At 66.5% G+C, this 25,396-nt stretch carries 25 protein-coding genes; 4 read left to right on the top strand and 21 right to left on the bottom strand.

The genetic code is table 11. The annotated features are described in order from the left end of the window. Positions 1-31 precede the first annotated feature (31 nt). The 6 genes from AC5P5R_RS09575 to AC5P5R_RS09550 all read right to left on the bottom strand — a co-directional run bounded on the left by AC5P5R_RS09575 (position 32) and on the right by AC5P5R_RS09550 (position 7,841). A complete protein-coding gene (locus AC5P5R_RS09575) occupies positions 32-1,453 on the bottom strand; it encodes an efflux transporter outer membrane subunit (protein WP_005409113.1) in 1,422 nt (473 codons plus the stop codon). Next, positions 1,447-2,184 carry an SDR family oxidoreductase gene (locus AC5P5R_RS09570; RefSeq protein ID WP_005409112.1) on the bottom strand — a complete coding sequence of 246 codons (738 nt, stop codon included), beginning with the start codon at positions 2,182-2,184 and terminating at the stop codon, positions 1,447-1,449. Before AC5P5R_RS09570 ends, AC5P5R_RS09575 begins: the two co-directional genes overlap by 7 nt. A 64-nt stretch (positions 2,185-2,248) precedes the next feature. After that, positions 2,249-5,419, bottom strand: a complete 3,171-nt coding sequence (locus AC5P5R_RS09565; protein WP_005409111.1) for an efflux RND transporter permease subunit — start codon at positions 5,417-5,419, stop codon at positions 2,249-2,251. A gap of 112 nt (positions 5,420-5,531) precedes the next feature. Continuing rightward, positions 5,532-6,755, bottom strand: a complete 1,224-nt coding sequence (locus AC5P5R_RS09560; protein WP_049449210.1) for an efflux RND transporter periplasmic adaptor subunit — start codon at positions 6,753-6,755, stop codon at positions 5,532-5,534. A 91-nt stretch (positions 6,756-6,846) separates the two neighbouring features. Then, positions 6,847-7,617 carry an SDR family NAD(P)-dependent oxidoreductase gene (locus AC5P5R_RS09555; protein ID WP_005409109.1) on the bottom strand — a complete coding sequence of 257 codons (771 nt, stop codon included), beginning with the start codon at positions 7,615-7,617 and terminating at the stop codon, positions 6,847-6,849. After that, positions 7,614-7,841, bottom strand: coding sequence for a hypothetical protein (locus AC5P5R_RS09550; RefSeq protein WP_005409108.1), 228 nt, complete (start codon positions 7,839-7,841; stop codon positions 7,614-7,616). Before AC5P5R_RS09550 ends, AC5P5R_RS09555 begins: the two co-directional genes overlap by 4 nt. A 147-nt stretch (positions 7,842-7,988) precedes the next feature. Between AC5P5R_RS09550 and AC5P5R_RS09545 the strand changes: the two genes are divergently transcribed. Then, a complete protein-coding gene (locus AC5P5R_RS09545) occupies positions 7,989-9,020 on the top strand; it encodes a LysR family transcriptional regulator (protein ID WP_005409107.1) in 1,032 nt (343 codons plus the stop codon). 179 nt (positions 9,021-9,199) lie between these two features. On the opposite strand, the gene AC5P5R_RS09540 is transcribed toward AC5P5R_RS09545, so the two are convergent. After that, entirely contained in the window at positions 9,200-9,895 is a 696-nt protein-coding gene (locus AC5P5R_RS09540; RefSeq protein WP_100438405.1) for a YiaD family glycine zipper/OmpA-like lipoprotein, read from the bottom strand. A gap of 139 nt (positions 9,896-10,034) precedes the next feature. Then, positions 10,035-11,450: a cryptochrome/photolyase family protein gene (locus AC5P5R_RS09535; protein WP_099497828.1), complete on the bottom strand. Its 1,416-nt coding sequence runs from the start codon at positions 11,448-11,450 to the stop codon at positions 10,035-10,037. Positions 11,451-11,559: 109 nt separating this feature from the next. Between AC5P5R_RS09535 and AC5P5R_RS09530 the strand changes: the two genes are divergently transcribed. Continuing rightward, on the top strand, positions 11,560-12,144 hold the full coding sequence (locus AC5P5R_RS09530; RefSeq protein ID WP_062606080.1) for a hypothetical protein: 585 nt from the start codon (positions 11,560-11,562) through the stop codon (positions 12,142-12,144). 19 nt (positions 12,145-12,163) lie between these two features. Here the strand turns inward: AC5P5R_RS09530 and AC5P5R_RS09525 are convergent, their stop codons facing one another. Genes AC5P5R_RS09525 through AC5P5R_RS09510 form a run of 4 tightly spaced genes read right to left on the bottom strand, consistent with a single transcriptional unit; the run spans position 12,164 to position 17,805 of the window. Beyond that, positions 12,164-12,778, bottom strand: a complete 615-nt coding sequence (locus AC5P5R_RS09525; RefSeq protein ID WP_012479786.1) for an inorganic diphosphatase — start codon at positions 12,776-12,778, stop codon at positions 12,164-12,166. 13 nt (positions 12,779-12,791) lie between these two features. Beyond that, positions 12,792-14,141 carry a purple acid phosphatase family protein gene (locus AC5P5R_RS09520; protein ID WP_194434588.1) on the bottom strand — a complete coding sequence of 450 codons (1,350 nt, stop codon included), beginning with the start codon at positions 14,139-14,141 and terminating at the stop codon, positions 12,792-12,794. 14 nt (positions 14,142-14,155) lie between these two features. After that, positions 14,156-15,241, bottom strand: a complete 1,086-nt coding sequence (locus tag AC5P5R_RS09515; protein WP_032966030.1) for a phytase — start codon at positions 15,239-15,241, stop codon at positions 14,156-14,158. Between the two features lie 29 nt (positions 15,242-15,270). Next, positions 15,271-17,805 (bottom strand): TonB-dependent receptor, encoded by a 2,535-nt coding sequence (locus AC5P5R_RS09510; RefSeq protein WP_217279027.1) that lies wholly within the window; start codon positions 17,803-17,805, stop codon positions 15,271-15,273. A gap of 216 nt (positions 17,806-18,021) precedes the next feature. Here AC5P5R_RS09510 and upp point away from each other — a divergent pair, with 216 nt between their 5' ends. Next, the gene (gene upp, locus AC5P5R_RS09505; RefSeq protein WP_005416149.1) at positions 18,022-18,654 is read left to right on the top strand and encodes a uracil phosphoribosyltransferase; all 633 of its coding nucleotides are present in this window, start codon (positions 18,022-18,024) and stop codon (positions 18,652-18,654) included. Positions 18,655-18,717: 63 nt separating this feature from the next. Here the strand turns inward: upp and AC5P5R_RS09500 are convergent, their stop codons facing one another. Together AC5P5R_RS09500 and AC5P5R_RS09495 are read right to left on the bottom strand one after the other, a co-directional pair. Next, positions 18,718-19,197: an SRPBCC family protein gene (locus AC5P5R_RS09500; protein WP_100438436.1), complete on the bottom strand. Its 480-nt coding sequence runs from the start codon at positions 19,195-19,197 to the stop codon at positions 18,718-18,720. Continuing rightward, complete coding sequence (locus AC5P5R_RS09495) at positions 19,178-19,603, bottom strand: ArsR/SmtB family transcription factor (RefSeq protein ID WP_224119407.1); 426 nt, start codon at positions 19,601-19,603, stop codon at positions 19,178-19,180. Before AC5P5R_RS09495 ends, AC5P5R_RS09500 begins: the two co-directional genes overlap by 20 nt. Positions 19,604-19,663: 60 nt before the next feature. Here AC5P5R_RS09495 and AC5P5R_RS09490 point away from each other — a divergent pair, with 60 nt between their 5' ends. Next, positions 19,664-19,957 (top strand): PsiF family protein, encoded by a 294-nt coding sequence (locus AC5P5R_RS09490; protein WP_100438401.1) that lies wholly within the window; start codon positions 19,664-19,666, stop codon positions 19,955-19,957. A 308-nt stretch (positions 19,958-20,265) separates the two neighbouring features. Here the strand turns inward: AC5P5R_RS09490 and AC5P5R_RS09485 are convergent, their stop codons facing one another. The 7 genes from AC5P5R_RS09485 to AC5P5R_RS09455 all read right to left on the bottom strand — a co-directional run. Further along, a complete protein-coding gene (locus AC5P5R_RS09485; protein WP_005412984.1) occupies positions 20,266-21,153 on the bottom strand; it encodes an MBL fold metallo-hydrolase in 888 nt (295 codons plus the stop codon). 121 nt (positions 21,154-21,274) lie between these two features. Continuing rightward, positions 21,275-23,005 (bottom strand): gamma-glutamyltransferase, encoded by a 1,731-nt coding sequence (gene ggt / locus AC5P5R_RS09480; protein WP_099605424.1) that lies wholly within the window; start codon positions 23,003-23,005, stop codon positions 21,275-21,277. Beyond that, positions 23,002-23,283, bottom strand: a complete 282-nt coding sequence (locus tag AC5P5R_RS09475; RefSeq protein WP_004153175.1) for a YfhL family 4Fe-4S dicluster ferredoxin — start codon at positions 23,281-23,283, stop codon at positions 23,002-23,004. Before AC5P5R_RS09475 ends, ggt begins: the two co-directional genes overlap by 4 nt. Positions 23,284-23,415: 132 nt before the next feature. Further along, positions 23,416-23,907, bottom strand: coding sequence for a hypothetical protein (locus AC5P5R_RS09470; RefSeq protein ID WP_100438400.1), 492 nt, complete (start codon positions 23,905-23,907; stop codon positions 23,416-23,418). A gap of 60 nt (positions 23,908-23,967) precedes the next feature. Next, positions 23,968-24,477 carry a pantetheine-phosphate adenylyltransferase gene (gene coaD / locus AC5P5R_RS09465; protein WP_005409091.1) on the bottom strand — a complete coding sequence of 170 codons (510 nt, stop codon included), beginning with the start codon at positions 24,475-24,477 and terminating at the stop codon, positions 23,968-23,970. 26 nt (positions 24,478-24,503) lie between these two features. Continuing rightward, positions 24,504-25,082, bottom strand: coding sequence for a 16S rRNA (guanine(966)-N(2))-methyltransferase RsmD (gene rsmD / locus AC5P5R_RS09460; RefSeq protein ID WP_049461091.1), 579 nt, complete (start codon positions 25,080-25,082; stop codon positions 24,504-24,506). Between the two features lie 201 nt (positions 25,083-25,283). Next, a partial coding sequence (locus AC5P5R_RS09455; protein WP_495201421.1) for an IS3 family transposase occupies positions 25,284-25,396 on the bottom strand: 113 nt, incomplete at its 5' end.

Raw genomic sequence — 25,396 nt, 5'->3', positions numbered from 1 at the left:
GGACGGAAGCCACTGCTTCCGTCCCCTGCGGTTACTGCACCTGCGCCACGCTCGGCGGCTGCGGTGATTGCCCCCAGCCACCCAGTGCCTTGTACACGCCCACCACGCTGACATTGACCTCGGACTCAGCCGCCGCCAACGCATCGTCGGCCGCCAGCTGCGTGCGCTGCGCATCCAGCAGGGTCAGGAAGTCTTCCGAGCCCTCGCGGTAGCGGATCTGCGCCAGCGACTCAGCCCGGCGTGCCGCCTGCGCCTGCTCGACCACGATCGCCAGCCGCGCCTGCTGCTTGGAATAGCGGGTCAGCGCGTTCTCGGTGTCTTCCAGCGCCAGCAGCACGGCCTGCTCATACTGCGCAGCCACACCCTCGGCTTCAGCCTTGCTGGCACGCAGGCGTGCACGCACGGTGCCGAAGTCGAACGCGGCCCAGCTCAGCGACGGCGTCAGCGACCAGGCCTTGTTGTTGCCATTGACCAGGCCACTGGCGTCGCCGCCGAGGAAGCCGACGAAACCGGACAGTGACAGCCGCGGGAACAGGTCCGCAGTGGCCACGCCCACCCGCGCGGTGGCAGCGGCCAGGCGACGCTCGGCCACGCGCACGTCGGCGCGTTGGCGCAGCAGCTCGCGGGTATCGCCCAGCGGCAGCGCCTTGGCAAATGCCGGCACGTCGTGCGGCGCAAGCATGGCGGTCAGCGTTTCCGGACGCTGGCCCAGCAGAACCGCCAGGCGATTGCGCGACTGCGTTTCGGCCACTTCCAGCAGCGGGATATCGGCCTCGATCGCCTTCAGCCGGGCGCGACTGCTCTGCACGTCCAGCTCGCTGCCGGCGCCCAGCTCCCAGCGCGCCTCGGTCAGCTTCTGCGTATCGCGCAGGTTGACCAGGGTGTGCTGGGCCACCGCGATGCGCTTCTGCGTACCGCGCAGCTCGAAGTAGTTGCGTGCCACCTCGGCGGCGACCAGTACCTGCGCATCGGCCAGGTTGGCCTGCTCGGCGTCCAGGTCGGCGCGCGCGGCTTCTGCTGCACGGCGCTTGCGGCCGAACAGATCCAGCTCCCAGCCGGCATCGAAGCCGAGCTGGTAGCTTTCACTGAACACCCGCTGCCCACCCAGCTGCGGATCGGGTTGCTTGCGGCGGTCGTAGCTGCCGCCCGCGGTAATGTGCGGGGCCTGGTCGAAACGGCTTTCGACGAACACCGCACGGGCCTGGCTGACGCGGGCCACGGCCACGCGCAGGTCCAGGTTATCCGACAGTGCACCGTGCACCAGTTCTTCCAGCACCGGATCATCGAACTGCGCCCACCAGCTGGCCACCGGCGAGGTAGTGCTGAACACCGGCTGCTGCGCCCCCTGCAGCACCACCGGTTCCTGCACCGGCGCCTTGTAGTTCGGGCCGACGCTGACACAGCCCGCCAGCACCAGGCTGGAGACGGCCATCGCCAACGTGCGGATCACCATGGCAGCACCTCGCCCAGGTAGGTGAAGCTGCCGCTGGCACCGGATTCACCGATGAGTGCCATTTCCACGCTGGACCGCGCCCCTTCACTGATTTCGATCTCGCCGTTGCCGCCGTTCATGTCGGTCTTCACGTAACCCGGATGCACGGTATTGACCTTGATCGGCGTGTTGCGCAGTTCGTAGGCCAGGCTCAGGGTCCAGCTGTTCACCGCGGCCTTGGAGGCGTTGTACGCCGGAATCTTGAAGTCATAGATGCCCGAGGAGGGATCCGCGTGCAGGGTCTGCGAGCCGAGCATGCTGGACACATTGACGATGCGGCCGGACTTGGCCTGCTTGACCAGCGGCAGGAATGCCTGGGTCACCGCCACCAGCGCATACACGTTGGTGTCGAAGGTGCGCTTCCAGGTCTCGAGCGATTGCTCCGACGGCGCCTGCGCGGGATTCTCGATCATGATGCCGGCATTGTTGACCAGGATGTCGAGGCGGCCATGGCGCTGGCGTACCTGCTCGACCGCTTCGGCGATGCTGGCCGCGTCGGTCACGTCCAGTTGCAGGGCTTCGACCGGCAGGCCTTCAGCCTGCAGCTTCAGCGCCAGCTCAACGGCGGTCTCACGCTTGCGACCGGCCAGCAGCGTGTGCACGCCCGCCTGGGCCAGCTGGCGCACGGTTTCCAGGCCGATGCCACGGGTGGCGCCGGTGACCAGCGCGATCTTGTTCTGATGGGTATTCATGGATGCATGCCTTGTGAGGGGGAAGCCGCCGCCGGCCATTGACCGGCGGCGACGGGGTTCCATGTCAGTGGTGGATGGTCGGCTCGCCGTGCTGCACCAGCTGGCCACCACCGTTGCGGGTGACGAACTTGCGCAGGGCCACGTAGAACACCGGGGTGAGGAACAGGCCGAACAGGGTCACGCCCAGCATGCCGGCGAACACGGTGATACCGGTCACCGAGCGCACCTCGGCGCCTGCACCGTGCGACAGCACCAGCGGCACGGTGCCGGCGATGAACGCGATGGAGGTCATCACGATCGGGCGCAGGCGCAGGCGGCAGGCTTCCAGCGCAGCTTCAACGATTCCCTTGCCGCCCATCTCCAGTTCTCTGGCGAACTCGACGATCAGGATCGCGTTCTTGCACGCCAGGCCCATCAGCACCACCAGACCGACCTGCACGAACACGTTGTTGTCACCGCCGGTCAGCCAGACGCCGAACAGCGCGGACAGCAGGGTCATCGGCACGATCAGGATCACCGCCAGCGGCAGCGACCAGCTCTCGTACAGCGCGGCCAGCACCAGGAAGGCCAGCATGATCGCCACCGGGAACACGATGAAGGCGGCTTTGCCCTGGGTCGCCTGCTGGTAGCTCAGGTCGGTCCATTCGGTGGTCATGCCCACCGGCAGCACCTTGCCGGCGATCTCGGTCAGCTTGGTCATCGCCTCGGCCGAGGACAGCAAACGCGGGTCGGCTTCACCGGCCAGGTCCGCTGCCGGGTAGCCGTTGAAGCGCAGCACCGGGTCCGGGCCGAAGGTCTGCTTGATGGTGACCATCGAACCGATCGGCACCATCTCGCCGCGGTCGTTGCGGGTACGCAGCTTGCCGATGTCCTCGACCGTCTCGCGGAACGGACCGTCTGCCTGGGCGATCACCTGCCAGGTACGGCCGAACTGGTTGAAGTCGTTGACGTAGGCCGAACCCAGGTAGGTCTGCAGGGTGTCGAACAGTTCGGTGAGCTGCACGCCCTGTGCCTTGGCCTTGACGCGGTCGACCTCGGCATCCAGCTGTGGCACGTTGGCCTGGTAGCTGGAAATCGGGAAGGCCATGCCCGGCGTCTGCGCCACGGTGCCCTGCATCGCCTGCACCGCATTCTGCAGCGCGCCGTAGCCCAGGTTGCCGCGGTCCTCGATGAACATCTGGTAGCCGTTGCCGTTGCCCAGGCCGAGGATCGGCGGCGGCATCATCGCGAAGGCGAAGCCTTCCTGCAGGCCGGCGATCTTCTGGTTGATCTCGGCATTGATCTGCGCAGCGGTACGGCCATGACGCTCGGCGAAGGGCTTGAGCGGAATGAACGCCACACCGGTATTGGGCGTATTGGTGAACTGCAGCGCGTTCAGGCCCGGGAACGAGATGGTGTGGGCCACGCCATCGGTTTCCTGGGCGATCTTGGCCACCTTGCGCAGCATTTCATCGGTACGCGCGATCGACGAACCTTCCGGCAGCTTCACGCCGGCGATCAGGTACAGCTTGTCCTGGGTCGGGATGAAGCCCGGCGGCACCAGCTTGAAGATCACGCCGGTACCGACCAGCAGGATCGCGTAGACCACGAACACCGCGCCACGTCGGCCGAGGATGCGGGCCACGCCACGCTCGTACTTCTCCGAGCTGGACTTGAAGAAGCGGTTGAACGGGCGGAACACCCAGCCGAACAGGCGGTCGATCAGGCGGCTCGGGCCATCCTTCGGTGCGCCGTGGGCCTTCAGCAGGCGCGCGGCCAGGGCCGGCGACAGGGTCAGCGAGTTGATCGCCGAGATCACCGTGGAGATGGCGATGGTGACCGCGAACTGCTTGTAGAACTGGCCGGTGACACCGGACAGGAACGCCATCGGCACGAACACGGCACACAGCACCAGCGCGATCGCCACGATCGGGCCGGACACTTCGCGCATGGCCTGGTGGGCCGCGGCGGTGGGCGACAGGCCTTCCTCGATGTTGCGCTCGACGTTCTCCACCACCACGATCGCGTCGTCGACCACGATGCCGATCGCCAGCACCAGGCCGAACAGGCTCAGCGTATTGATCGAGAAGCCCAGCAGGTACAGCGCGGCGAAGGTACCCACCACCGACACCGGCACTGCGATCAACGGGATGATCGAGGCACGCCAGGTCTGCAGGAACAGGATCACCACCAGCACCACCAGCGCGATCGCTTCCAGCAGCGTGGAGACCACAGCCTTGATCGAGTCCCGCACGAAGATGGTGGTGTCATACACCGCTTCGTACTTCACGTCGGCCGGCATGGTCTTCTGCATCTCGTCCATCGTCGAGATGACCTGGTCACGGATTTCCAGCGCGTTCGCACCCGGCGACTGGAAGATGCCGATACCGACCGCGTTCTTGCCGTCCAGCTGCGAGCGCAGGGTGTAGTCACCCGCACCCAGTTCCAGGCGGGCCACGTCGGACAGGCGCACGATCTCGCCATCGGTGCCGCTCTTGAGCACGATGTCGCCGAATTCCTTTTCGGTCTTCAGCCGGCCCTGGGCATTGATCAGGGTCAGGAACTTGCTGTCCGGCAGCGGTTCGGCGCCGAGCTGGCCGGCCGACACCTGCACGTTCTGCTCGCGCATGGCGCGCACCACGTCGCTGGCGGTCAGGCCGCGCGACGCCACCTTGTCCGGATCCAGCCAGGCGCGCATGGCGTAGTCACCACCACCGAAGATCTGCGCATCACCGACGCCCGGAATGCGCGCCAGTGCATCCTTGACGTGCAGGCGGGCGTAGTTGCGCAGGTACAGGGTGTCGTACTTGCCTTGCGGGGAGGTCAGGTGCACCACCATCAGGAAGGTCGGCGACTGCTTCTGCGTGGTCACGCCCTGCCGGCGCACGTCCTCGGGCAGGCGCGCCTGCGCCTGTGCCACGCGGTTCTGCACCTTCACCGCCGCTGCGTCCGGGTCGGTGCCCGGGCGGAAGGTGACGGTCATCTGCAGCACGCCGTCGGAACCGGCGACCGACTTCAGGTACATCATGCCTTCGACGCCGTTGATGGCTTCTTCAAGCGGCGTGGCGACGGTCTCGGCGATGACCTTGGGGTTGGCGCCCGGATAGACCGTGCGCACGACCACCGACGGCGGCACCACTTCCGGGTACTCGCTGATCGGCAGGATTGGAATCGTGATCAGGCCTGCGGCAAAGATCACGATCGACAGCACCGCCGCGAAGATCGGCCTGTCGATGAAGAAACGGGAAAAGTCCATGGAGGAATTCCTGGGAAAGGCATTCGGCGGGCAACAGCCACCCTGCCCCTCGCCGAAATGACGAAGGCAGGGAAGGCTGCCGCTGGCGCCGGCAGCTAAGCGGGGACGCGGATCAGTGCTTCAGGGCGGCGGTGGCATCGCGGCCCGGTGCCGGCGCCGGCTGTGGCTGCATCGCCACCGCCTTGGCCTGCACCGGCATGCCCGGCATGAAGACCTTCTGCACGCCGTCGATGATCACCTTGTCGCCCGCAGCCAGGCCGTGTTCGACAATGCGCAGGCCATCAGCGGTGCGACCGAGCTGGATGTCGCGGCGCTGGGCCTTGCCATCCTTGTCGACCACGTAGACGTACTTGCGGTCCTGGTCGGTCAGCACGGCCCTGTCATCGATCAGCAGCGCCTGGAACTGGCCGCTGCCGAGCAGCTGCACGCGGGCGAACAGGCCCGGCGTGAACTGGCGGTCGGCGTTGTCCAGCAGTGCGCGGACGCGGATGGTGCCGGTGCTGCGGGCGACCTGGTTGTCGAGGAAGTCGACCTTGCCCGAGTGCGGGTAGCCCTCTTCGCCGGACAGGCCAACCTTCACCGGCAGTTCGCTGTCACGCTCGCTCGGGCGCTCGCCCTTGCGTGCCATCTGGGCGTAGCGCAGGAAGGTGCTTTCGTCGGCATCGAAGTAGACAAAGACGGTATCCAGCGAGACCAGCGTGGTCAGCACGCTGGCACTGTCGCCGGCGGTGACCAGGTTGCCGGCGGTGACCATCGCGCGACCGGCACGGCCGTCGATCGGTGCACGCACCTTGGTGAACTCCAGGTTGAGCCGGGCCGCGTCCAGCGCAGCCTGCGCGGCCTGCACGGCGGCACCGGACTGGTCGGCGGCCGCGCGACGCTGTTCGGCGGTCTCGGTGGAGATCGCCTGCTGCTCGGACAGTCGCTTGGCGCGCTCGGACTCGCTGCGGGCCAGCGTGGCCTGGGTGCGGGCGCGGGCCAGCTCGGCAGCCGCTCGATCGTACTCGGCCTGGTAGCTGCGCGCGTCGATGGTGAAGAGCACTTCGCCCTTCTTCACTTCCTGGCCTTCGACGTAGTTGACCTTGTCGATGTAGCCGGACACGCGCGGGCGCAGTTCAACGCTCTGCACCGCTTCGACGCGGCCGCTGAACTCGTCCCACTGGCTGACCTGCTTGACCAGTACCGGAGCGGCGCTGACCTGCGGCGGCGGCGGTGCACCGGCTTCTTCGGCGTGGCCGCCGCTGCAGGCCGCAAGCACGGCTGCGGCGAGGATCGACACGCCGACCATCGCAATGCGATGGCCGAAACGATGTGGGGTGGTATTGGGGGAAGTCATGGCATGCATCCGTACGGAGGGGTGGTACAGCTATATGAGAACGTGTTGCAAAAATCGGCGGCGTATCCTGCGACCTCAACCATGGTCGAGGTCAAGCAACGCCTGCGGTATCGCGCCACAAAGGGGGAACTTCCAGGTGCAGCAGGCCGCGCGGCAGTTCGGCATCGCTGCTGTCACAGCGGACGATGGCACGGTTGTCACGGCAACCATCCAGCAGCGACACAACGCGACGACCCACCAGCAGCGAGCTGGGCCACTCGATGCAGGCATTGGCCGCATTGGCCGGGGTGCACACCGGGCTGCAGACTTCCAGCATCTGCGCGCGCACGCCCAGCGCCTGCGCTTCCTGGTGCACGACCTGCGCGTACATGCGCAGCGCGGCGGTGGTGATCGAGGTCTCGCCGTAGCCCGCCCATGGCTTGGCGTTGGCCGGGCTGCCGATCATCACGTAGCGGCGCGCATGCACGTTGTCCTGCAGCAGCGGCAGCAGGTGACGCACGGCGTGCACGTGCGGCATCAGATCGGCCTGCATCGCGCCCATCAGTTCGTCACCGTTGCGGTCGACCACGCGACCGCGGCGGTACGGTCCACCCATTGCGGCGATCACCGCCGCCAACGGGCGCGGGCGCTGCGCGATGCGTTCGGCCAGCGCGCGCGCCGATCCGTCGTCGCTGAGCGACCCCAGCAGCGTCTCCAGGCCCGGCTCGTCAGCGAACTGCTCGTGCAGCGCCGCCAGCCGGCCCGGATCGCGGCCGACAACCAGTACCGGGCTGCCGGCCTCCAGCAGCGCGCCAACCACACCCTGGCCGACGGCACCGGTGCCGCCCAGGACCAGGACTTCAGGCGTCAGCATCCCATTCACGGGACATTTCCTCCCAAATCCGGGATAGTCCCGATTCGGCGCAGGCGGTCACCCTTGTGAGGGGCCAGGCGGATGGCACCGCCACGCTGCTGACGCATGGGCGCGGTAAACTCACGAAAGTCCTTGTGTACCAAGGAACTCGGACGGGCTTCGACGGTCATCGCCAGGTCCAGGGTGTTCTGGCCGGCGTTCCGGAGTCGGGCAAGAATGTTGCGCAGGCTCATGGCGGACGGGCTCCAATTAACGAATGGCGCCACGATAGACCTCAAACCTTTACTTGATTAGTCCTGATTAAGGGGAATAATCATCCCGCTCCCGGTCCAATCGTTCTGTCACGATTGTCCCATCCCCGACGTCCAGGATCCCCGACCATGTCCCACGATCTCAACGAGACGCTGATCTTCGTCAAAGTGGTCGAGCAAGGCAGCTTCATTGCCGCTGCCAAATCGCTCGGCCTGCCCAAGACCACGGTCAGCCGCAAAGTGCAGGAGCTGGAAACGCGCCTGGGCGCGCGCCTGCTGCACCGGACCACGCGCCGCCTCGGCCTGACCGAAGCCGGTTCGATCTACCACGAACATTGCCAGCGCATCGCGCGCGAACTGGAAGAGGCCGAGAGCGCGGTGAGCCAGCTGCAGTCCGGCCCGCGCGGCTGGCTGCGCTTCACCGTGCCCTATTCGATCGGCATCACCTGGATCGCCCCGCTGCTGGGCCAGTTCCATGCGCAGTACCCGGAAATCCGCCTGGACATGCACATGGGCAACGAGAAGCTGGACCTGATTGCAGGTGAAGCGGACCTTGCGCTGCGCGTGGGGGCCCTGCCCGATTCCAACCTGGTCGCACGCAAGCTCGGCAGCCTGCGCACGCAGGTGTTCGCCAGCCCGGCCTACATCGAGCGCTACGGCGAGCCGCTGCATCCGGAAGAGCTGCAGTTCCATCGCATCCTGGCGATGCGCAAGCCGTACCACACCGGAAATTCGCCGCGCTTCACCTGGCAGCTGGGCGAGAACGGCGGCGAGCTGCGTGACTTCCCGGTCACCCCGCTGATGACCGCCAACGACATGTCTGCGTTGAATGGTGCATTGGTCTGTGGCGAAGGCCTGCTGCTGACCGGCGACGTGATGGCCAAGCCGTTCGTTGAATCGGGCATGGTGCGCCGCGTGCTGGCCGGCTGGACCGGCCCGGAAGTGGACTTCAACGCCGTGTTCGCCGGCGGCCGCCTGGTTTCGCCGAAGGTGCGTGCGTTCGTCGACTTCCTGGTCGAAAAGCTCAACTTCGACGCCAATTACATGCTGGCGCAGTGCCCGGGTGCGAAGCTGGCGCAGCAGCAGAAGGAAAAGGAAGACGCCGCTCTGGAAAGCAGCGGCAAGCGGATCCTGGAGAAGGTGGCCGCTTCTGCGGCGTAGCCTGCAACAAGAGCGCCTACCCATCTCCTGGTAGTTGCCGACCTTGGTCGGCATGGCTTACAGAGGGATGCGCTATCGGCGTGCCGAGCAACGCTCGGCACCCACAAAAATGCCGCCTGCAAGGGCGGCATTTTCGTTCCGGCCGATGGCCGGACCGGCTCAAGCAGTAACGCTACGCGTTATTGCTTGAGCGGAATCACCCGGATCTCGACGCGGCGGTTCTTGGCGCGGCCGGCGTTGGTGCTGTTGTCGGCAATCGGGTACGACTTGCCGGCGCCCAGCGTTTCGATGCGCACGCTCTGCACGCCCTGGCCGATCAGGTACTGCGCGACCGAGTCGGCACGTTCCTTCGACAGGCGGTTGTTGACCGCATCGCTGCCGATGCTGTCGGTGTGGCCGACCACTTCGATCATGGTCTGGTTGTAGTCACGCAGGGTGCCTGCCACGCCATTGAGCGCGCCGTAGAACTGCGGCTTCAGGGTCGACTTGCCGAAGTCGAAAGTGATGCCGTCCGGCAGGTTCAGCATGATGTTGTCGCCCTGGCGCTGCACATCGATGCCGGTGTTGGCAGTGCGCTCGCGCAGTGCGCGTTCCTGGCGATCCTGGTACTGGCCGACGGCGGCGCCGCTGAGCGCACCGATACCGGCGCCGATCAGGGCATGCTGGCGGCGCTCGGTGGCGCTGTCGCCGGTCAGCAGGCCGGCTGCCACGCCGATGGCGGTACCGATCAGGGCGTTGCGCCCGGTGCGGTTCTGCTGCTCGGTGGGGTTGCCGTACTGGTCACTCTGTACGTAGGAGCCGCCGGTGGCGCAGGCCGACAGGACGGCCGCGCTCATCAGGGCCAGTGCGACGTTGCGGGTGGTGTTGCGGATCATGAGGTTCTCCTTGGTTTCCGGTCGGCCGGCGGCCTGCGGGCGCAAAGAGAATAAACAGCCCGATGCGATGCCGGAATGATGATCGGGCACACCGACAGGGCCGCGTTCAGCTAACTGACCAGATCGCTCAGGTCGCCCTTTACCCCGCCCCCGACTGGCGGTAAGCCGCCAATGCGGCGTCGCGGCCCGCGGCCAGGTCCACCAGCGGCGTACGCGGATAGCCCGGGGCATGTGCCGCCAGCAGCAGCGGATGCTGCCAGGGCGCAAACCGGGCCTTCACCGGCAACGCGGCCAGTTCGGGCACCCAGCGGCTGATGTACCGTGCCTGCGGATCGAACTTCTCGGCCTGGGTCACGGGGTTGAACACACGGAAGTACGGTGCCGCGTCGGCACCGGTCCCGGCCACCCACTGCCAGCCCATGGTGTTGTTGGCCAGGTCGGCATCGACCAGGGTGCCCCAGAACCAGCGTGCGCCATGCAGCCAGTGCGCGCGCAGGTGCTTGCACAGGTAACTGGCCACGATCATCCGCACCCGGTTGTGCATGTAGCCGGTGTGCCACAGCTCGCGAAGGCCGGCATCGACGATCGGCACGCCGGTGTTGCCGCGCTGCCAGGCGTGCAGCTGCGCCTCACTGGGCGTTGCCCATGGGAAGCGATCGAAACGCGGGTTGAGGTTGTCAGTGGGCGTCTTCGGGAAGTGATGCAGCAGGTGGTAGGCGAAGTCACGCCAGCCCAGCTGGCGCAGGTAGCCGTCGATGTCGGCGTCGGTGCCGGCGCTACGCAGCCCTTCCAGCGCATGGGCAATCCGCCAGGGCGCGATTTCGCCGAAATGCAGGTGCGGCGACAGCCGCGAGGTCCCGACACGGTCCGGCAGGTCACGCTGCTCGCGATACCCGCGCAGGGCACCGTCTTCAAAGACGGACAGTGCTTCCAGCGCACCGGCTTCGCCCGGCTGCCAGTGCTCCCAGAAGCCGGTATCCCAGTCCAGCGTCGGCGCCAGCTGGAGATCATCCAATGCCAGGCTGTCGACCGCGTGCGGCGCCAGTGCTTCCGGTGCGGCCTGCAGTGCCGGCAGGCGCCAATGACTGAGTACATTGCGCCAGTACGGCGTAAATACCTTGTACGGCTGGCCCTGCTGGGTGGCGATGTCCCAAGGCTCGAACAACAGGCTGCCATTGCAGCTCTGCGCGTCGATGCCCTGCTCGCGCAGCATGCGCTTGATGGTGGCGTCGCGTGGCTGGGTGGCCGGTTCGTACTTGCGGTTCCAGTACACCGCCTCGGCGCCGGTCTGCGCGATCAGCAACTGCAGGGCCGGCAGGCTGTCACCACTGCGCAGCACCAGCGAGGAACCGCGCGTGCGCAGGTCCGCATCCAGCGCGGCCAGTGAACGGTGGCGCCACGCATCGGAGGCGGCACCCGGCGCCCACTCACCTTCTTCGTGCGGCGCATGGATGTAGACCGGCACCACGTCGTGGCCGGCATCCAGCGCGGCCTGCAGGGCCGGATTGTCCTGCAGCCGCAGATCACGGCGGAACCATACCAACGCTACCGACACAGGTACTGCCTTCGTTGTGGAAGGCGCACATGATAGCCAGCGGTGGTGAAGGGGATGCGCGCAGACGCCGTCTGCTAGGCTGCACGGCCGCTACCCGTTGGACTCTGACATGGATGATCTGCACGCCTCATTCGCCCGCTTCGGGCTGCTGCATGCGCAGCACGAGCGTGACTGGCAGGGCCCGTTCCCGCTGCCCACGGCACTGGCGTCGTTCTACGCGCAGGTCGGGCCGCTGGGCGAAGAGATCAATGCCAAGGTTGGCCGCGCCGGCATCACCGTTCCCGGCCTTGATGTCTGGATACCGCCACTGCAGCGCCTGTGGAGCCAGCAGGCCGGCTATCGATGGCATGGCGTCAGCGGCGAACGGATCAACGACTGGCCATCGAACTGGCTGGTGATTGCCGATCGCGGCGCTGATCCGTTCATCCTCGACCTGGACGACGGCCGTGTGCTGTTCAGCCACCACGGCGCCGGCCTGCTGGATGCCGGCGAGATCACTGCCGATGTGCCAACCTTGATGGCGGCTCTGGCTGCTGCAGGCACGGTGTACCTCGATGCCGGCGATGACCTCTACAACGACGATGACGATGGCGGCATCCGTCCTGAACACCGGGAGGCAGCCGTACAGGCGGTGGCCCGGGTACTGGGCGACCGCCTGCAGGCCGAGTTGTTCATCGAGACGTTGCTGGACTGAATCCAGCCATGGCGTGGATCTATTTCTCGAAGCGCTTCATCGCTTCGCTGATCAGCGTCCGCGCCTCGGCAGCGTTGCCCCAACCGTTGAGCTGCACCGGGTTGCGCCCGGCCGGCAGGTCCTTGTAGACCCGGAAGAACGCTTCGATGCGCTGTCGTTCGATCTCCGGCAGATCGGCCAGGTCGCGGATGTTGGCGTAGGTCGGGTCAACCTTGTCGGTCGGCACGCCGATGATCTTCTCGTCGTGCTCGCCGCCGTCGACCATCTTCAGGTAGCCGATCGGCCGGAAGCGCACGATCACGCCCGGATGCAGGGGTTCACGGGTCAGCACCAGCGCGTCCAGCGGATCGTTGTCGCCAGCCAACGTGCGCGGCATCGAACCGTAGTTGGCCGGATAGGCGACCGGCATCGACTGGAAGCGATCCACATGCACCAGGCCGTCCTCCTTGATCTCGTACTTGGTGAAGCTGCCGGCCGGAATCTCCACCGCCAGGTTCACTTCCTGCGGCGCCTGCTTCGGCTGCGCCACCAGGAACGGGTGCAGCACGCCATCGGCGGCGGCCACCGCGGTCGCGAGCAGGAGCAGGGCCCCGCCGATGGCAGCCATGGGGACAAGACGGTGTACGGTTTTCATCTGGATCTCCTCCTCATTCCCAGCAGCGATCGGCGCGGCCCTTGGCAGTCTGCGCGCGCGGGCAGTCACGCGGCGTGATGCGGCCTTCGGTCAGCTCCGTGCGCTGCTTGCCGCCCTTGGCGTCGCGACGCAGCTCGAAGGCATCGTAGAGTCGCCCGGTCACCGTGCGGGCTTCATAGCGCAGGTGCTGCGGATCGATGTGCAACACCTGGAACAGCTGGGTGTCCTCGGCCACCGGATCCATCGTCCTACGTGCCTCGTCGGAGAGACGGTACTGCTTCGGCCCCGCCACGGTCACCACATACTGCGGCGTCGCGGCCTGTCCTTCACCACGGCGGCCATAGGTGTGATCGTGGCCCTGCAGCACCAGATCGACGTTGTGGCGACGAACCACCGGCAGCAGCACGTCACGCAATGCGCCGTTCTCGCGCCCTTCGCGCGGCGAATAGAACGGCTGGTGCAGCAGCACGAGCGTCCACGGCTGCGGATTGCCGGTCAGTACCTTGTCCAGCCACTGGGCCTGCGCCTTGGCCGTGCCAAGGTCGAGTGCCGACGTGCCATCGACCACGGCGACGCGCACGCCCTGCGCATCGAACCAGTAGCTGGTCTGCTGTGCGGCGGATGCCCCATTGCCCGGCAGCGCGAACGTCACCGGCCAGTGCCTGCCCAGCACGCGGCGTTCCTGCGGAGTGTCCTCGAACTCCTCGACATACTCGTGGTTGCCGATCGCCGGCGCGACCAGGGTTTCCTGCGCCAGCCAACCGGCGGCGGCAAACCATTCGCCCCACTCGCTGTCATCGGCACCATCGCCCCCACTGACCAGATCGCCAGCGAACAGGCTCAGGCGCGCCTCGGGTGCGGCCTTCTGCGCGGCGCGCACCACGCGGCTGACATGGCTCACGTTCTTGTTCTGGGTATCTCCAAAGTACAGCAGGGTCAGCGGCTGGTCGGGCGCAGCCAGCGTGCGCAGCTGGTTCCAGGCGCTCCAGCTGCCGTTGCCCTGCACGCGGTAGACGTACAGGGTATCGGGCCGCAGGCCGCTGACATCAGCGCGGTGGTGGTGCGACAGCCCGTTCTCGGTCTGCAGCGCGCGGGTCGTGGCGCGCACCTGGCGGATGCCCTCGATGGCCGGTGAATCACCGGCAAGGGCAATCTCCAGCAGCGGCGCCTGCACGCTGCCGTCGGTGCGCCAGGCCACGGCGAACCCATGGCCGGGATCGACTGCCGGCGAAGCGACAATGCGGTCCGGCACCGTCGTCGCTGCGTAGTGGCGGCTGCCCGGCGGCACCTGGGTGTTCGCTTCAGCCGCCGCGAAGCACAACGACGGCACCGCCAGCAGCAGGCCCAGCGCCAACGTACGCATCAGGCAACGACCGCTCACGAACCACACTCCAGCGGCAATGCCAACTGCTTGGCGATGCTCTCCCAGTCGAACGCCACCACGCCCTGGTCGTCATGCACCGCATACAACGCGCCGTGCGGGAAGCGCGCGCTGGGCTGCTGCATCATCCAGATGCCATCGGTGTTGGCCACCGTATTGCCCTGGAACGCGCCGACCGGCTTCAGGGTGTGGCGGTCGAACAGGTGGAACACGCTGCGCTGCTTGCCCTGTTCGGTGGTGATCCACCAACCATCCTTGCCGCAGGTGCGCAGGGTTACGCCTTCGGCCTGCGCCTTGAACACGTCGCGGCCGAAGGTGGTGCCGGTGAAACGCCCGGCCAGCGTGTAGACCTTGAACTCGCTGGCGTAGCCCTCGTCCTCTTCGGCGATCAGCAGGCGATCGTTCTCGGGGTCGCCCCAGATCGACTCGACCACGCGCAGGGCACCCGCCTCAGTGGTATCACCGATGCTGGCCACAAGCTTCGCTTCGACCTTCGCGCCATCGCGGGTCACCTGGTACTGGCGCACGCGCTTGTCCAGCTCGGTCAGCGGCGGCAGGATGTCACGGCCCTGTGCATCCTCGCCGTTGTCCCAGGAGTCGGTCACGTAGACGCTGTAGCCATCGGCACGGCGGTCGACCCACAGCCCGTACGGCTTGCGCAGATCGTCCGCAGCGAAGGTCGCCAGTGGAGTGAAGTCCGGCAGGCTCAGCACCTGCACGCGGTGATTGTCGCGCTCCACGATCCACAGCAGATCGTCGGTCACCGCGATGCCGTTTGGGCGATCGAACTGCCCTGGCGCGGTGCCGCTGCTGCCTACGTCGCGCAGGTGCTGGCCGCTGCTGCCGTCGTAGACCACCAGCTTGTCGGTGGCCTTGGCAGTGGCGATCAGCCAGAGCTTTCCGTCAGGTGCACGCCAGGCGGCAGGCGAATCGATGTTGTCAGCCGGCGTCATCGGTGAAAGGAATGCCTCGGCGATGGTGGTCACCGCACGCTCGTTCGTGGCCTTCGCCCCGGGCTTGGCCACGGCCGGATCATTGCCGTTGGCCGGCGTGCAGCCGGCCACCAACGTCACGGCCAGCATGGTGGCCAGCAGGGTGATGCGAGGCCCGCTCACAGTGCCACCTTCAGGCCCAGTGCGTAGGTGCGGCCATATTCTTCCATCTGCAGGGTGCGCGAGCGCGTGCCCTGGTACAGTTCCAGCGGCTTGTCCAGCAGGTTCTGTGCCTCGAAATACATGCTCACGCGCGGAGTGAACCTGTAGTCAAGCGAGAAGTCGAGCTGGGTGTTCGGCGCTACGTAGATGTCGAAGGCACGGCCGGCACCAAGGGTATCCAGGTACTCGCTGCGGTGTACGGCTGCCACGCGGGTGCTCAGGCCGTACTTCTCGTAACCGATGTGCGCGCTGTACACGTTCTTCGAGGCGCGCGGCAGGGTGAAGTCCTCACCGGCGCGCTTGGCCAGGCCCGGGTCGAAATCAGTGTCCAGCCAGGTGCCGCTGGCACCCACCAGCAGGCCATCCCAGCCAGCCGGGAGGAACGACAGCTGCTGCTGCCAGTTGAACTCGGCGCCACGCACCTTGGCCTTGTCGCCATTGACCGAGGTCACCACCGGCAGGCCGTCGTAGATGCCGTCGGCGCCGGCCTGGCGGACCTGCACGATGTAGCCGTCGATCGACTTGTGGAACACGCCCAGCGAGAGGATGCCGCTTTCGCCGATGTACTTCTCCACCGACAGGTCGATGTTGGTCGACTCGTACGGATCCAGCTCCGGGTTGCCCAGGCGCACTTCATTGTCGTTGCGGACCAGGCCGATGCGCGGCGAGGCATCGCCGAAGCCCGGGCGCGCCACCGTCTTGTTGGCGGCGAAGCGGAACACCCAGTCGTCGCTGGCGTCGTAACGCAGGTGCAGGCCCGGCAGTACGTTGTTGTAGCTCTTGCTGGCGGTGACCCGGGTCGCGGTGTAGGAGCGCCCGTCCTTGGCCACGTCCACGCGATTGCCTGTGGCGCTGAAGCGGGTGTTCTCCACACGCACGCCGCCGATCACGCGCAGCGCACCGATGTCCCAGGTGCCCATCGCATAGCTGGCGAACACGTCTTCGCGCGCGGTGTAGTCGCCTTCCAGAGACGTCGCGGCGTTGCCACCGACATCCTGCGGACGCGCGCTGTATTCGCCACCGTGCTGCGACCAGTAGCTGCGCATCGCCGATGAGTCCATGCCCTGCCCCATCGGGCCGTGGCGATGTTCCGGCGAGCCGGTCGTCCAGTCACTGAGCTTGATCGCCGGACCCACGCGCAGCGACGCCTCATCGACATTCACGTCACGGTCGCGCCAGCGCCCGAGCAGGCCGAACTTGTAGCTGCTGTTGTCGCCGTCGAAGCGGATATTGACCTGCGCGCTGCGCTCCTCGTCGTCCACCTTCTTCGGCTTGGCCACCACACGGTCGAACTTGTAGTTGGCGTTGTCCAGCCACTGGTCGTTGTCGAAGGTGTAGGTGGGCAGGCGACTGCGCTGGTCCAGCGTGCCATTGAAGGCCTTGCCGTTGAGCTTGAAGCGCGATTCGATCTCGTCGTCCACGCGTTCTTCGGTGCGGGTATAGCCGATCTTGTAGTCCAGTACCGCGTCGGTCAGCTTGTTCTCGCCACCCAGGCTGGCGGCGAAGGTGTTCTCTTCCTTGGTCCGGTAGCGCATGCGCTTGTCGATCGAATCCTTCGGCATGCCGGCAAGTCGATACTGGTCGGTGCCGGTGGCGATCATGTCGGCGCTGTTGAAGTTGAAGATCACGCGCTGGCGGGTTTCGGCATCGTCGAACTGGCTGTACAGCGTGCGCAGGTAGTAACGGCTGTCCTCGTTCGGGCGCCAGTCGAAATTGAGGTTGGCGCCGATGCGCTTGCGCTCGATCTCGTACTTGCGGTTCTGCAGGTTCAGCGCGGTGATTTCGCCCGGGCGGGTGGTGGTCGGATCCTTGTTCCCGCTGACATCACCGTACTCCACTTCGCTGTTGTCCGATTCGAACGTCCGCTTCTGGTAGTTCACGCCGGCGGCGATGCCGAAGGTGTCGTTGAACACTTCGCTGTAGTTGAAAGCGGCCTTCGGGCTGGTCTCGCCCGAAAGCTGCTGGTGGCTGCCTTCGATCTTGCCACGCAGGCTGCGGCCCTCGCGGTCGAACGCCGAGGCGGTCTCGACCAGGATCGCGCCGCCAATGGCGTCGCCCGGCATGTCCGGGGTCGGTGATTTGACCACGCGCAGGCGCTCGGTCGAATCGGACGGGATCACGTCCATCGGTGCGGCGCGGCTGGAGTTGTCCGGTGTGCCGATGGCGATGCCGTCGACGCTGACGCTGTTGAGGTTGGCATCCAGTCCGCGCACGACCACGTAGCGGCCCTCGCCCTGGTCGCGCGTCACGCTGATGCCCGGCAGGCGTTGCAGCGACTCGGCCACGTTCTTGTCCGGGTACTGGCCCAGCGCGTCGGACGACACCGCATCCTCGATGGCGTTGCTGCTGCGCTTGAGGTCCACCGCGCGGATCTGCGATTCAAGCTGGGCGCGCACTTCAATGCGGTCCAGGTCGACCGCATCGGCGGCCACTGCACCGGTGGCGGCAACCGCCTGCTGCCCGGCGGCCTGCAGTGGTGCAGCAGCCCCCATCGCCAGGGTCAGGGTGATGGCAACGGCCAACGGAGTCTTGATATGCACTGGGAATCCCCATTCCTGTTAAGAATGGGTCTGCACGGTATGTCCGCAAGGTTGCATGGCAATGACATGCATCTGCACATTTCATGCGGGCCGCCTCCGGCCCCGGTTTGGGGTTGGGCGCCCAATCCGGCAAAATGGCGTCCTCTCTCCTTATCCCCCTTCCCGACCATGAAGATCGTCGAAGTGCGCCACCCGCTGGTGCAGCACAAGATCGGCCTGATGCGCAACGCTGCGCTCAGCACCAAGGATTTCCGCGAACTGGCCAACGAGCTCGGCACGCTGCTGGCCTACGAGGCCACCGCCGACCTGGACACCGAGCCGCACACCCTGGCCGGCTGGGCCGGCCCGGTCACCGTGCAGCGCATCGCCGGCGCCAAGATCACCGTGGTGCCGATCCTGCGCGCCGGCCTGGGCATGCTCAGCGGCGTGCTGTCGCTGATCCCGGCGGCACGCGTCAGCGTGGTCGGCCTGCAGCGCGATGAGGAAACCCTGCAGCCGGTGCCCTACTTCGAGCGCCTGACCGGCCGCCTGGAAGAGCGCGACGCGCTGATCCTGGACCCGATGCTGGCCACCGGCGGCACCCTGATCGCCACCATCGACATGCTCAAGCGTGCTGGCGCCCGCCGCATCAAGGGCATCTTCCTGGTGGCCGCGCCGGAAGGCATCGAAGCAGTCAAGGCCGTGCATCCGGACGTGGAAATCTACACCGCGGCCATCGATGCCCAGCTCAACGACAAGGGCTACATCCTGCCCGGCCTGGGCGATGCCGGTGACCGCATCTTCGGTACCCGCGTCGGTTGATCCGGTGAACCGGGGTCAGATCCCTTTCGCAGAAAGGGCTCTGACCCCACCCCGGATGCCGGCCTACAGGCCGGCCGCGAACGCTTCCAGCTGGCCGATGACGGTGTTCCAGCCGTCGAAGAAGCCCATCTGCTCATGCTGGTCGCGCAGGGCCTTGTCCGGGTGCATCACCTGCGCGGTGTAACGACAGCCCTGGCCCTCATCCTCCATCGAGATGATGGCGGTGAAGCCCAGCCACGGTGACTGCGGCCGCCAGCCCGGGCCCAGCATCGAGGTGAACACCAGACGCTGCTGCGGCACGATCTCCAGAAAGCTGCCCGGGTTGTCACTGCTGCCGCCGTCGGGGCCCTGCATGAAGGTGTGGAAGGCGCCGCCCGGGCGCAGGTCGAAGGCACGCACTTCGGTGGACCACGGCTTCGGGCACCACCACTGGCGCAGCAGCTCCGGGTCGGTCCACGCCCGCCACAGGGCGGCGCGCGGTGCGTTCAGTACGCGACTGATGACCAGATCGGTCTCGGGGTTGCTAGCTGCGTCTACGGCCATGGGCCTGCTCCTGTCGGTGAAGGGTTTCGACAAACTCGACCATGCGGTCGGCGCGCGCTGCCCACACGACGCGCTGCGCGGCCAGCCATTGCTCGGCCTGGCCCAACCGTTCCGGCACCAGTTCGCAGGTGCGTACACGCCCCTGCTTGCGGCTGCGCACCACGCCACTGCGCTCCAGCACGGCCAGATGCTTCATCAGCGAGGGCAAGGCCATCTCAAAAGGCTCGGCCAAGGTCGACACCGTGCGCGGCCCCTGCCCCAGCGCCGCCACGATCGCGCATCGGGTGGGGTCGGCCAGTGCCTGAAACACGTCTTGAATGGCGGGATCATACTTACCCATATGGCTAAGTAATACGCCGATCTGAATGCCCCTGCAAGCGGTCGCTGCCGAGGCACGATTCTTCACGTGGCCTTGCTGCCTGCAGGCCAATGCTCCGCGCACCCGCCACCGCCTGGAGTGCTCTCGATGAAAGCTTCTTTCCTGCTGGCCGCTGTCCTGCTGGTCGGCCTGCCCCTGGCTGCCAATGCCACCACACCGCAGCAGCAGCGCATGGCCGACTGCTCGGCCAAGAACAAGGGCTCGAAGGGTGACGCCTACAAGACCGCGCAGAGTTCCTGCCTCAGTGGCCACGCTGCCGAAGCCAAGCCGGCCAACGCGCAACAGGAACGCATGCGCAAGTGCAACGCTGACGCGGGTGCCAAGAAGCTGGCCGGTGACGCGCGCAAGACCTTCATGAGCAGCTGCCTGAAGGCGTCGTAGCATCGCTCGTCCAGTTCAATCGAATGGGGGCAGAGCCCGTTGCACAGCAATGGCATTCGACCCCATTTGAATATCGATATCTGACTGATGTGCCGACCAACGGTCGGCACCCACCAATAGCCACCGGCCACCTGTCAGAGGTGGGGGCGGTGTGGGTGGGCAGGCGCCGTGGATGGCGCCATCGAGCCCCCATGGATGGGTTTACGGCGTGTCCTGACCACCCACACCGCCCCGCCATCCCACGGAATGCCGTTCTTGATCTTGCTTCGGCTTGTGCAGGTGCAGGGAGCAGCCCTGCCGAACACCCGTCACCCCAGCGCGCGCGCCTTCAGTTCACCCTGCTCGTGCAGGGTCACGAAACGCCCCTTGTCATCGCGACCCAGCTGCGCCAGCGCCACCTGTGGGTCGTGGGTGAAAAACAGATGCACGTTGCGCGCCAGCTTGTCCTCAAGGAACTGCCGCTTCTCGTCGATCAGGAGCTCGGCATTGCGGTCGTAGCCCATGGTGATCGGCACGTGTACCCATGAGCGCCCCGGGATCAGGTCGGCACAGAACACCACCCCGCCGTGCGCATCTTCGCCGGCGTGCGCGTGGCCGACGATCTCGGCCAGCATCAACCCCGGCGTGTGGCCATCGCTGTAGCTGAAGCGAACGCTGCGACCCAGAACCTTCGAATACTCGCCGTCCACTACTTCCAGGCGACCGCTGGCCTGCAGCAGGCCAGGCAGCTCCGGAATGAAGCTGGCACGGTCGCGCGGATGCGGCTGCATGGCGCGCTGCCAATGCTGCGCACCGACCACATAAGTCGCATTGGGGAACAGCAGTTCCGGCTCACGCCCTTCGCTCCATGCCGCCAGCAGGCCACCGGCATGATCGAAATGCAGGTGGCTGAGCACGACGACATCAATGTCCTCGTGCTCGAAACCTGCTTCGCGCAACGAATCGATCAGTACGTGCTGGCTTTCCTGCACGCCATAGCGCTCACGCATGCGCGGATCGAAGAACGCCCCGATACCGGTTTCAAACAGCACGGTCTTGCCTTCCAGCGGGCTGGCAAGCAGCGCACGGCAGGCCAGCTCGATGCGATTGAGCTCGTCCGGTGCCGCCCATTTTTCCCACAACGCGCGCGGCGCGTTGCCGAACATCGCGCCGCCGTCGAGGCGCTGCGAGTTTCCACGAATAGACCAGAGTTTCATGTGTCGATTATCGGCGCCGGCTCGTTAAATAATCGCTAGAAAGGAAACAGAAAACCCCGCCGTCAAGGGCGGGGTTTTCGGTAAACAGCCAGATTGGCGGCCAGCGGCCGGCACGACCGGATCAGCGTGCCGGCACGACCAGGGCGCTGCCCACCGGGTTGCGCGGGTCGCTGCCGCCAAACAGCTTGTTGGCCTTCCGGTCCCATTCCACGGTCTGCAGGTTGCCCCACACGTGGCTGGACCCGCGGCCCCCGGCGGCCACATTGCCCGGCAGGTCGATCTTGTGACCCATCGCCTGCAGCTGCTTCACCGTGGCCGCGTCGAATGCATCGTCCTCGGCTTCGATCAGGTCCGGCAGCCACTGGTGGTGATAGCGCGGCAGCGCGGCAACCTGCTGCGCGTCCAGGCCGGCGTCGTAGCCGAGGATGCCCAGCAGCACCATGGTGATGATGCGGCTGCCACCCGGGGTGCCCAGCACCACCACCTTGTCGGCGTTCTCCATGAAGGTCGGGGTCATCGAGCTGAGCATGCGCTTGCCCGCCTTCGGCGCATTGGCCTCGTAGCCCATCACGCCGAACGCGTTGGGCGTGCCCGGCTTCAGCGCGAAGTCGTCCATCTCGTTGTTCAGCAGCACGCCGGTGCCCTTCGGAATCAGCCCCGAGCCGTACAGCAGGTTGACGGTCTGGGTCGCGCCGACCCGGTTGCCGTCACGGTCGATGATCGAGAAGTGCGTGGTCTCGTCGTCTTCCAGCGGGGTCGGGTTGCCCGACAGCAGGTCGCTGGGCGTGGCCTTCTCCGGATGGATGGTCGCCCGCAGGCCCTGTGCGTAGTCCTTGCTGGTCAGCACCTTCTGCGGGATCTGCACGAAGTCCGGATCGCCGAGGAAGAAGGTGCGGTCGCGGTAGGCACGGCGCATCGACTCCACCACCAGGTGGGTGCGGTGCGCCGGGTCCATCTTGTTGATGTCCCAGCCTTCCAGGATCTGCAGCATGCTGGCCAGCGCGATGCCACCGGACGACGGCGGCGGCGCGGTGGTGATCTTCCAGCCGTTGTAGTTGAACACGATCGGTTCGCGCTGCTTCACGCGATAGCCGGCCAGCTCTTCAGCGGTCCACTTGCCGCCGGCCTGCTTCACGCCGGCCAGCAACAGCTTTCCGGTCTGGCCCTTGTAGAAGCCATCGAAGCCACCTGCGGCCAAGCGCTCCAGCGTCTGTGCCAGCTCCGGCTGCTTGAACAGGTCACCGCTGGCGATCGGCTTGCCGTTGCGCAGGTAGACCTCACGGGTGCCGGGATAGCGCTCCATCACCTCACGGCGAGAGGCATAGCCCTTGGCCATGCGGTCGTAGACCGGGAAGCCTTCGCGCGCGATGCGGATCGCCGGCTGCAGCGATGCAGACAGCGGCAGCTTGCCGTGCTTGGCCGACAGCTCGACCAGCGCCGCAGGCAGGCCCGGAATACCGGCCGACCAGGCACCGTTGACCGAGCGGTCACGGTCGAGGTTGCCCTGCTTGTCGAGGAAGGCCTGCGGCGTTGCCGCGGCCGGCGCGGTCTCGCGCGCGTCCAGCATCACGTCCTTGCCGGTGGCCGCGTCGTGCAGCAGGAAGAAGCCACCGCCGCCCAGCCCGGAACTGATCGGCTCGACCACCGCCAGCGTGGACGATACCGCCACCGCGGCGTCGAAGGCGTTGCCGCCCTGCGCCAGGATGTCGATGCCGGCCTGGGTGGCCAGCGCGTGGCCGCTGGCAATGGCCGCGCCGTCGGGGCGCTCGGCACGGGCCGGGCTGTCGGCCCAGGCAATCGGGCTCAGCAGCAGGCCGAGCAGCAACAGGCGGCGGACGATCAGCGTCTTCATTCGGATGGGGGCTCCGCATAGAGTTCGGGGTGATCGTGCTGCAGCTGGCGCAGCTTGGCCAGCAGCTGGTCTTCCGTTTCCACGATCTCCGGGTCCGGGTCGATGCACTCGACCGGGCAGACGACCACACACTGTGGCTCGTCGAAATGACCCACGCATTCGGTGCAGCGCGCAGGGTCGATCACGTAGATGGTTTCACCCATCGCAATGGCCTGGTTCGGGCAGGCCGGCTCGCAGACGTCGCAGTTGACGCAGAGCTCGTTGATTTTCAGCGACACGGCGATACTCCTCGCCCGCGCCCTGGGACAAAGGACCGGCCAGCGCGGGCGCGCGGGCCGGTCAGGTCATCAGCGGCGCCCTTGCAGGACGCCGCCCGGGCCATGCCGGAGCATGGCCGCCATGGCTCGGTCTTACTTGGCTTCGACGAAAATGTACTCGGCACCGGTCGGCTGGATCGCAGCCTGAACGCGGGCGTTGTCGGCCGACTGGCCGATGAAGACGACGCGCACGCCCTTCATCGAATCCGGCGACACGTCCTTGAACACGGCCTGGATCATGTCAGCCATCTTGCCCGAGGCCGACGAACCGAAGGCCAGCATGTTGCCCGGCTGCACGCCACGGGCCACGGCCTGGGTCGCGCTCTCGGTCTGGCGCTCGTACTTGGCCTGGAAGTCCGGGTCCGATTCCGGCGAGAGGTAGTACAGGAACGGGCTGTTGTTGATGTTGCCCATGTTCTGGATGGCCACTTCCTGCAGGTACTTCTTCCAGCCTGCATCATCATCCTTGGCCGGGGCGACCAGGGCCTGCTTGGCCTCATCGACCGGAGCGGCCTCTTCCTTCTTGCAGGCGGTGAAGGCCAGGGCCAACGAAGCGATCAGCATCGCGCGCATGGTGGTGTTCATGGGTTTCCTCCCGGAATGGTGCGTGGTGTTGTACGTAATGGGGTGCGGGTACAGCAGGACTTACGACTGTGCCGCCTTCGCTTCGCGGACCTTGCGCAGGGCTTCGAGCACCGCGGCCGGCACGAAACCGGACACGTCGCCGCCCAGGCGCGCGATCTCGCGGACCAGCGAGGACGAAATGAAGCTGTGCTGCTCGGCCGGGGTCAGGAACAGGGTCTCGACCTCGGGGATCAGGTGACGGTTCATGCTGGCCATCTGGAACTCGTACTCGAAATCGGACACCGCGCGCAGGCCACGCAGCAGCACCCCGCCCTGGACCGAACGGACGAAATGGGCCAGCAGGGTGTCGAAGCCGATGACCTCGACGTTGCCATGGTGGCCCAGTGCGCCACGCGCCAGCTGCACGCGCTGCTCCAGCGGTAGCGCCGGGCCCTTGGACGGGCTCTGCGCCACGCCCACCACGACCTTTTCAAACAGCGGCGCGGCCCGGCTGACCAGGTCGATATGACCGTTGGTGATCGGGTCGAACGTGCCGGGATAGACGGCAATGCGGCGGTTGGCCACGGTCATGGGCGGATGCAGATGTTCAGATGAGGTCAAAGTGTAGCAGTGGCGCGGCGGTACAGGGCAAAGCGCACCTCGCGGGTGCCGCCCTCGCGGTGCAGCAGCCAGTCCGGCGGCAGCACCGGCACGTGGCCGGCCGGCGATTCCAGGTACAGCCAGGCATCGGCGGCCAGGTGCCGCGGCAGCTGCGCCAGCACGTCCTGCCACAGGCCATCGGCGAACGGCGGGTCGATGAAGACCAGATCGGCCTGCTGCGCGGGCGCGCCCTGCAGCCAGCGCAGGGCATCGGCCTGCACCACGGTGATCTGATCGGCGGCCTGCAGCTTGGCCACGGCCGCGGTCAGATTGCGTCCCAGCTGCGCGTCGCGCTCGACCAGGGTGGCGTGGGCGGCACCACGCGAGACCGCCTCCAGGCCCAGCGCGCCACTGCCGGCGAACAGGTCCAGCACCCGCGCGCCGCCCAGTCTGGGCATCAACCAGTTGAAAAGGGTCTCGCGCACGCGGTCACTGCTGGGCCGCAGCCCCGGCAGGGTCGGCACCGGCAGGCGGGTATTGCGCCAGCGACCGCCGATGATGCGGACCTGGCCGTCATTGCCCCCACGGCCGCTCACAGGCGCCCCCGGCGGGGTTCATTCGAGAATTTCAGCATGAGCGGGATTGTAGTCGTCCGGGCGGCGCCCGGAACCCGCAGAGGCCGAAGCAACAGCCAGAGCAACGGCAAAAGCTGGTTTCCTGTGGGTAGGCGGGGTGGGCCAGGTTGTGGGGGACGCCGTAAACCCGTCCATGAAGTGACCCCCGAGACTTGGACGGGGTCAGGCGGCCGATTGGGCCCGCTCCCGGTACTCTACCGGGCTCAGACCTTTCAGTTTCAGTTTGATGCGCTCCTGGTTGTAGTACTGGATGTATTCCACCAGCCCAGCCTCCA

It is taken from the genome of Stenotrophomonas sp. YJH_SMC_19 (genome assembly GCF_059367915.1).
Note: the sequence above shows the minus strand (reverse complement) of the source record. Positions and strands in the feature narration are given on the sequence as shown.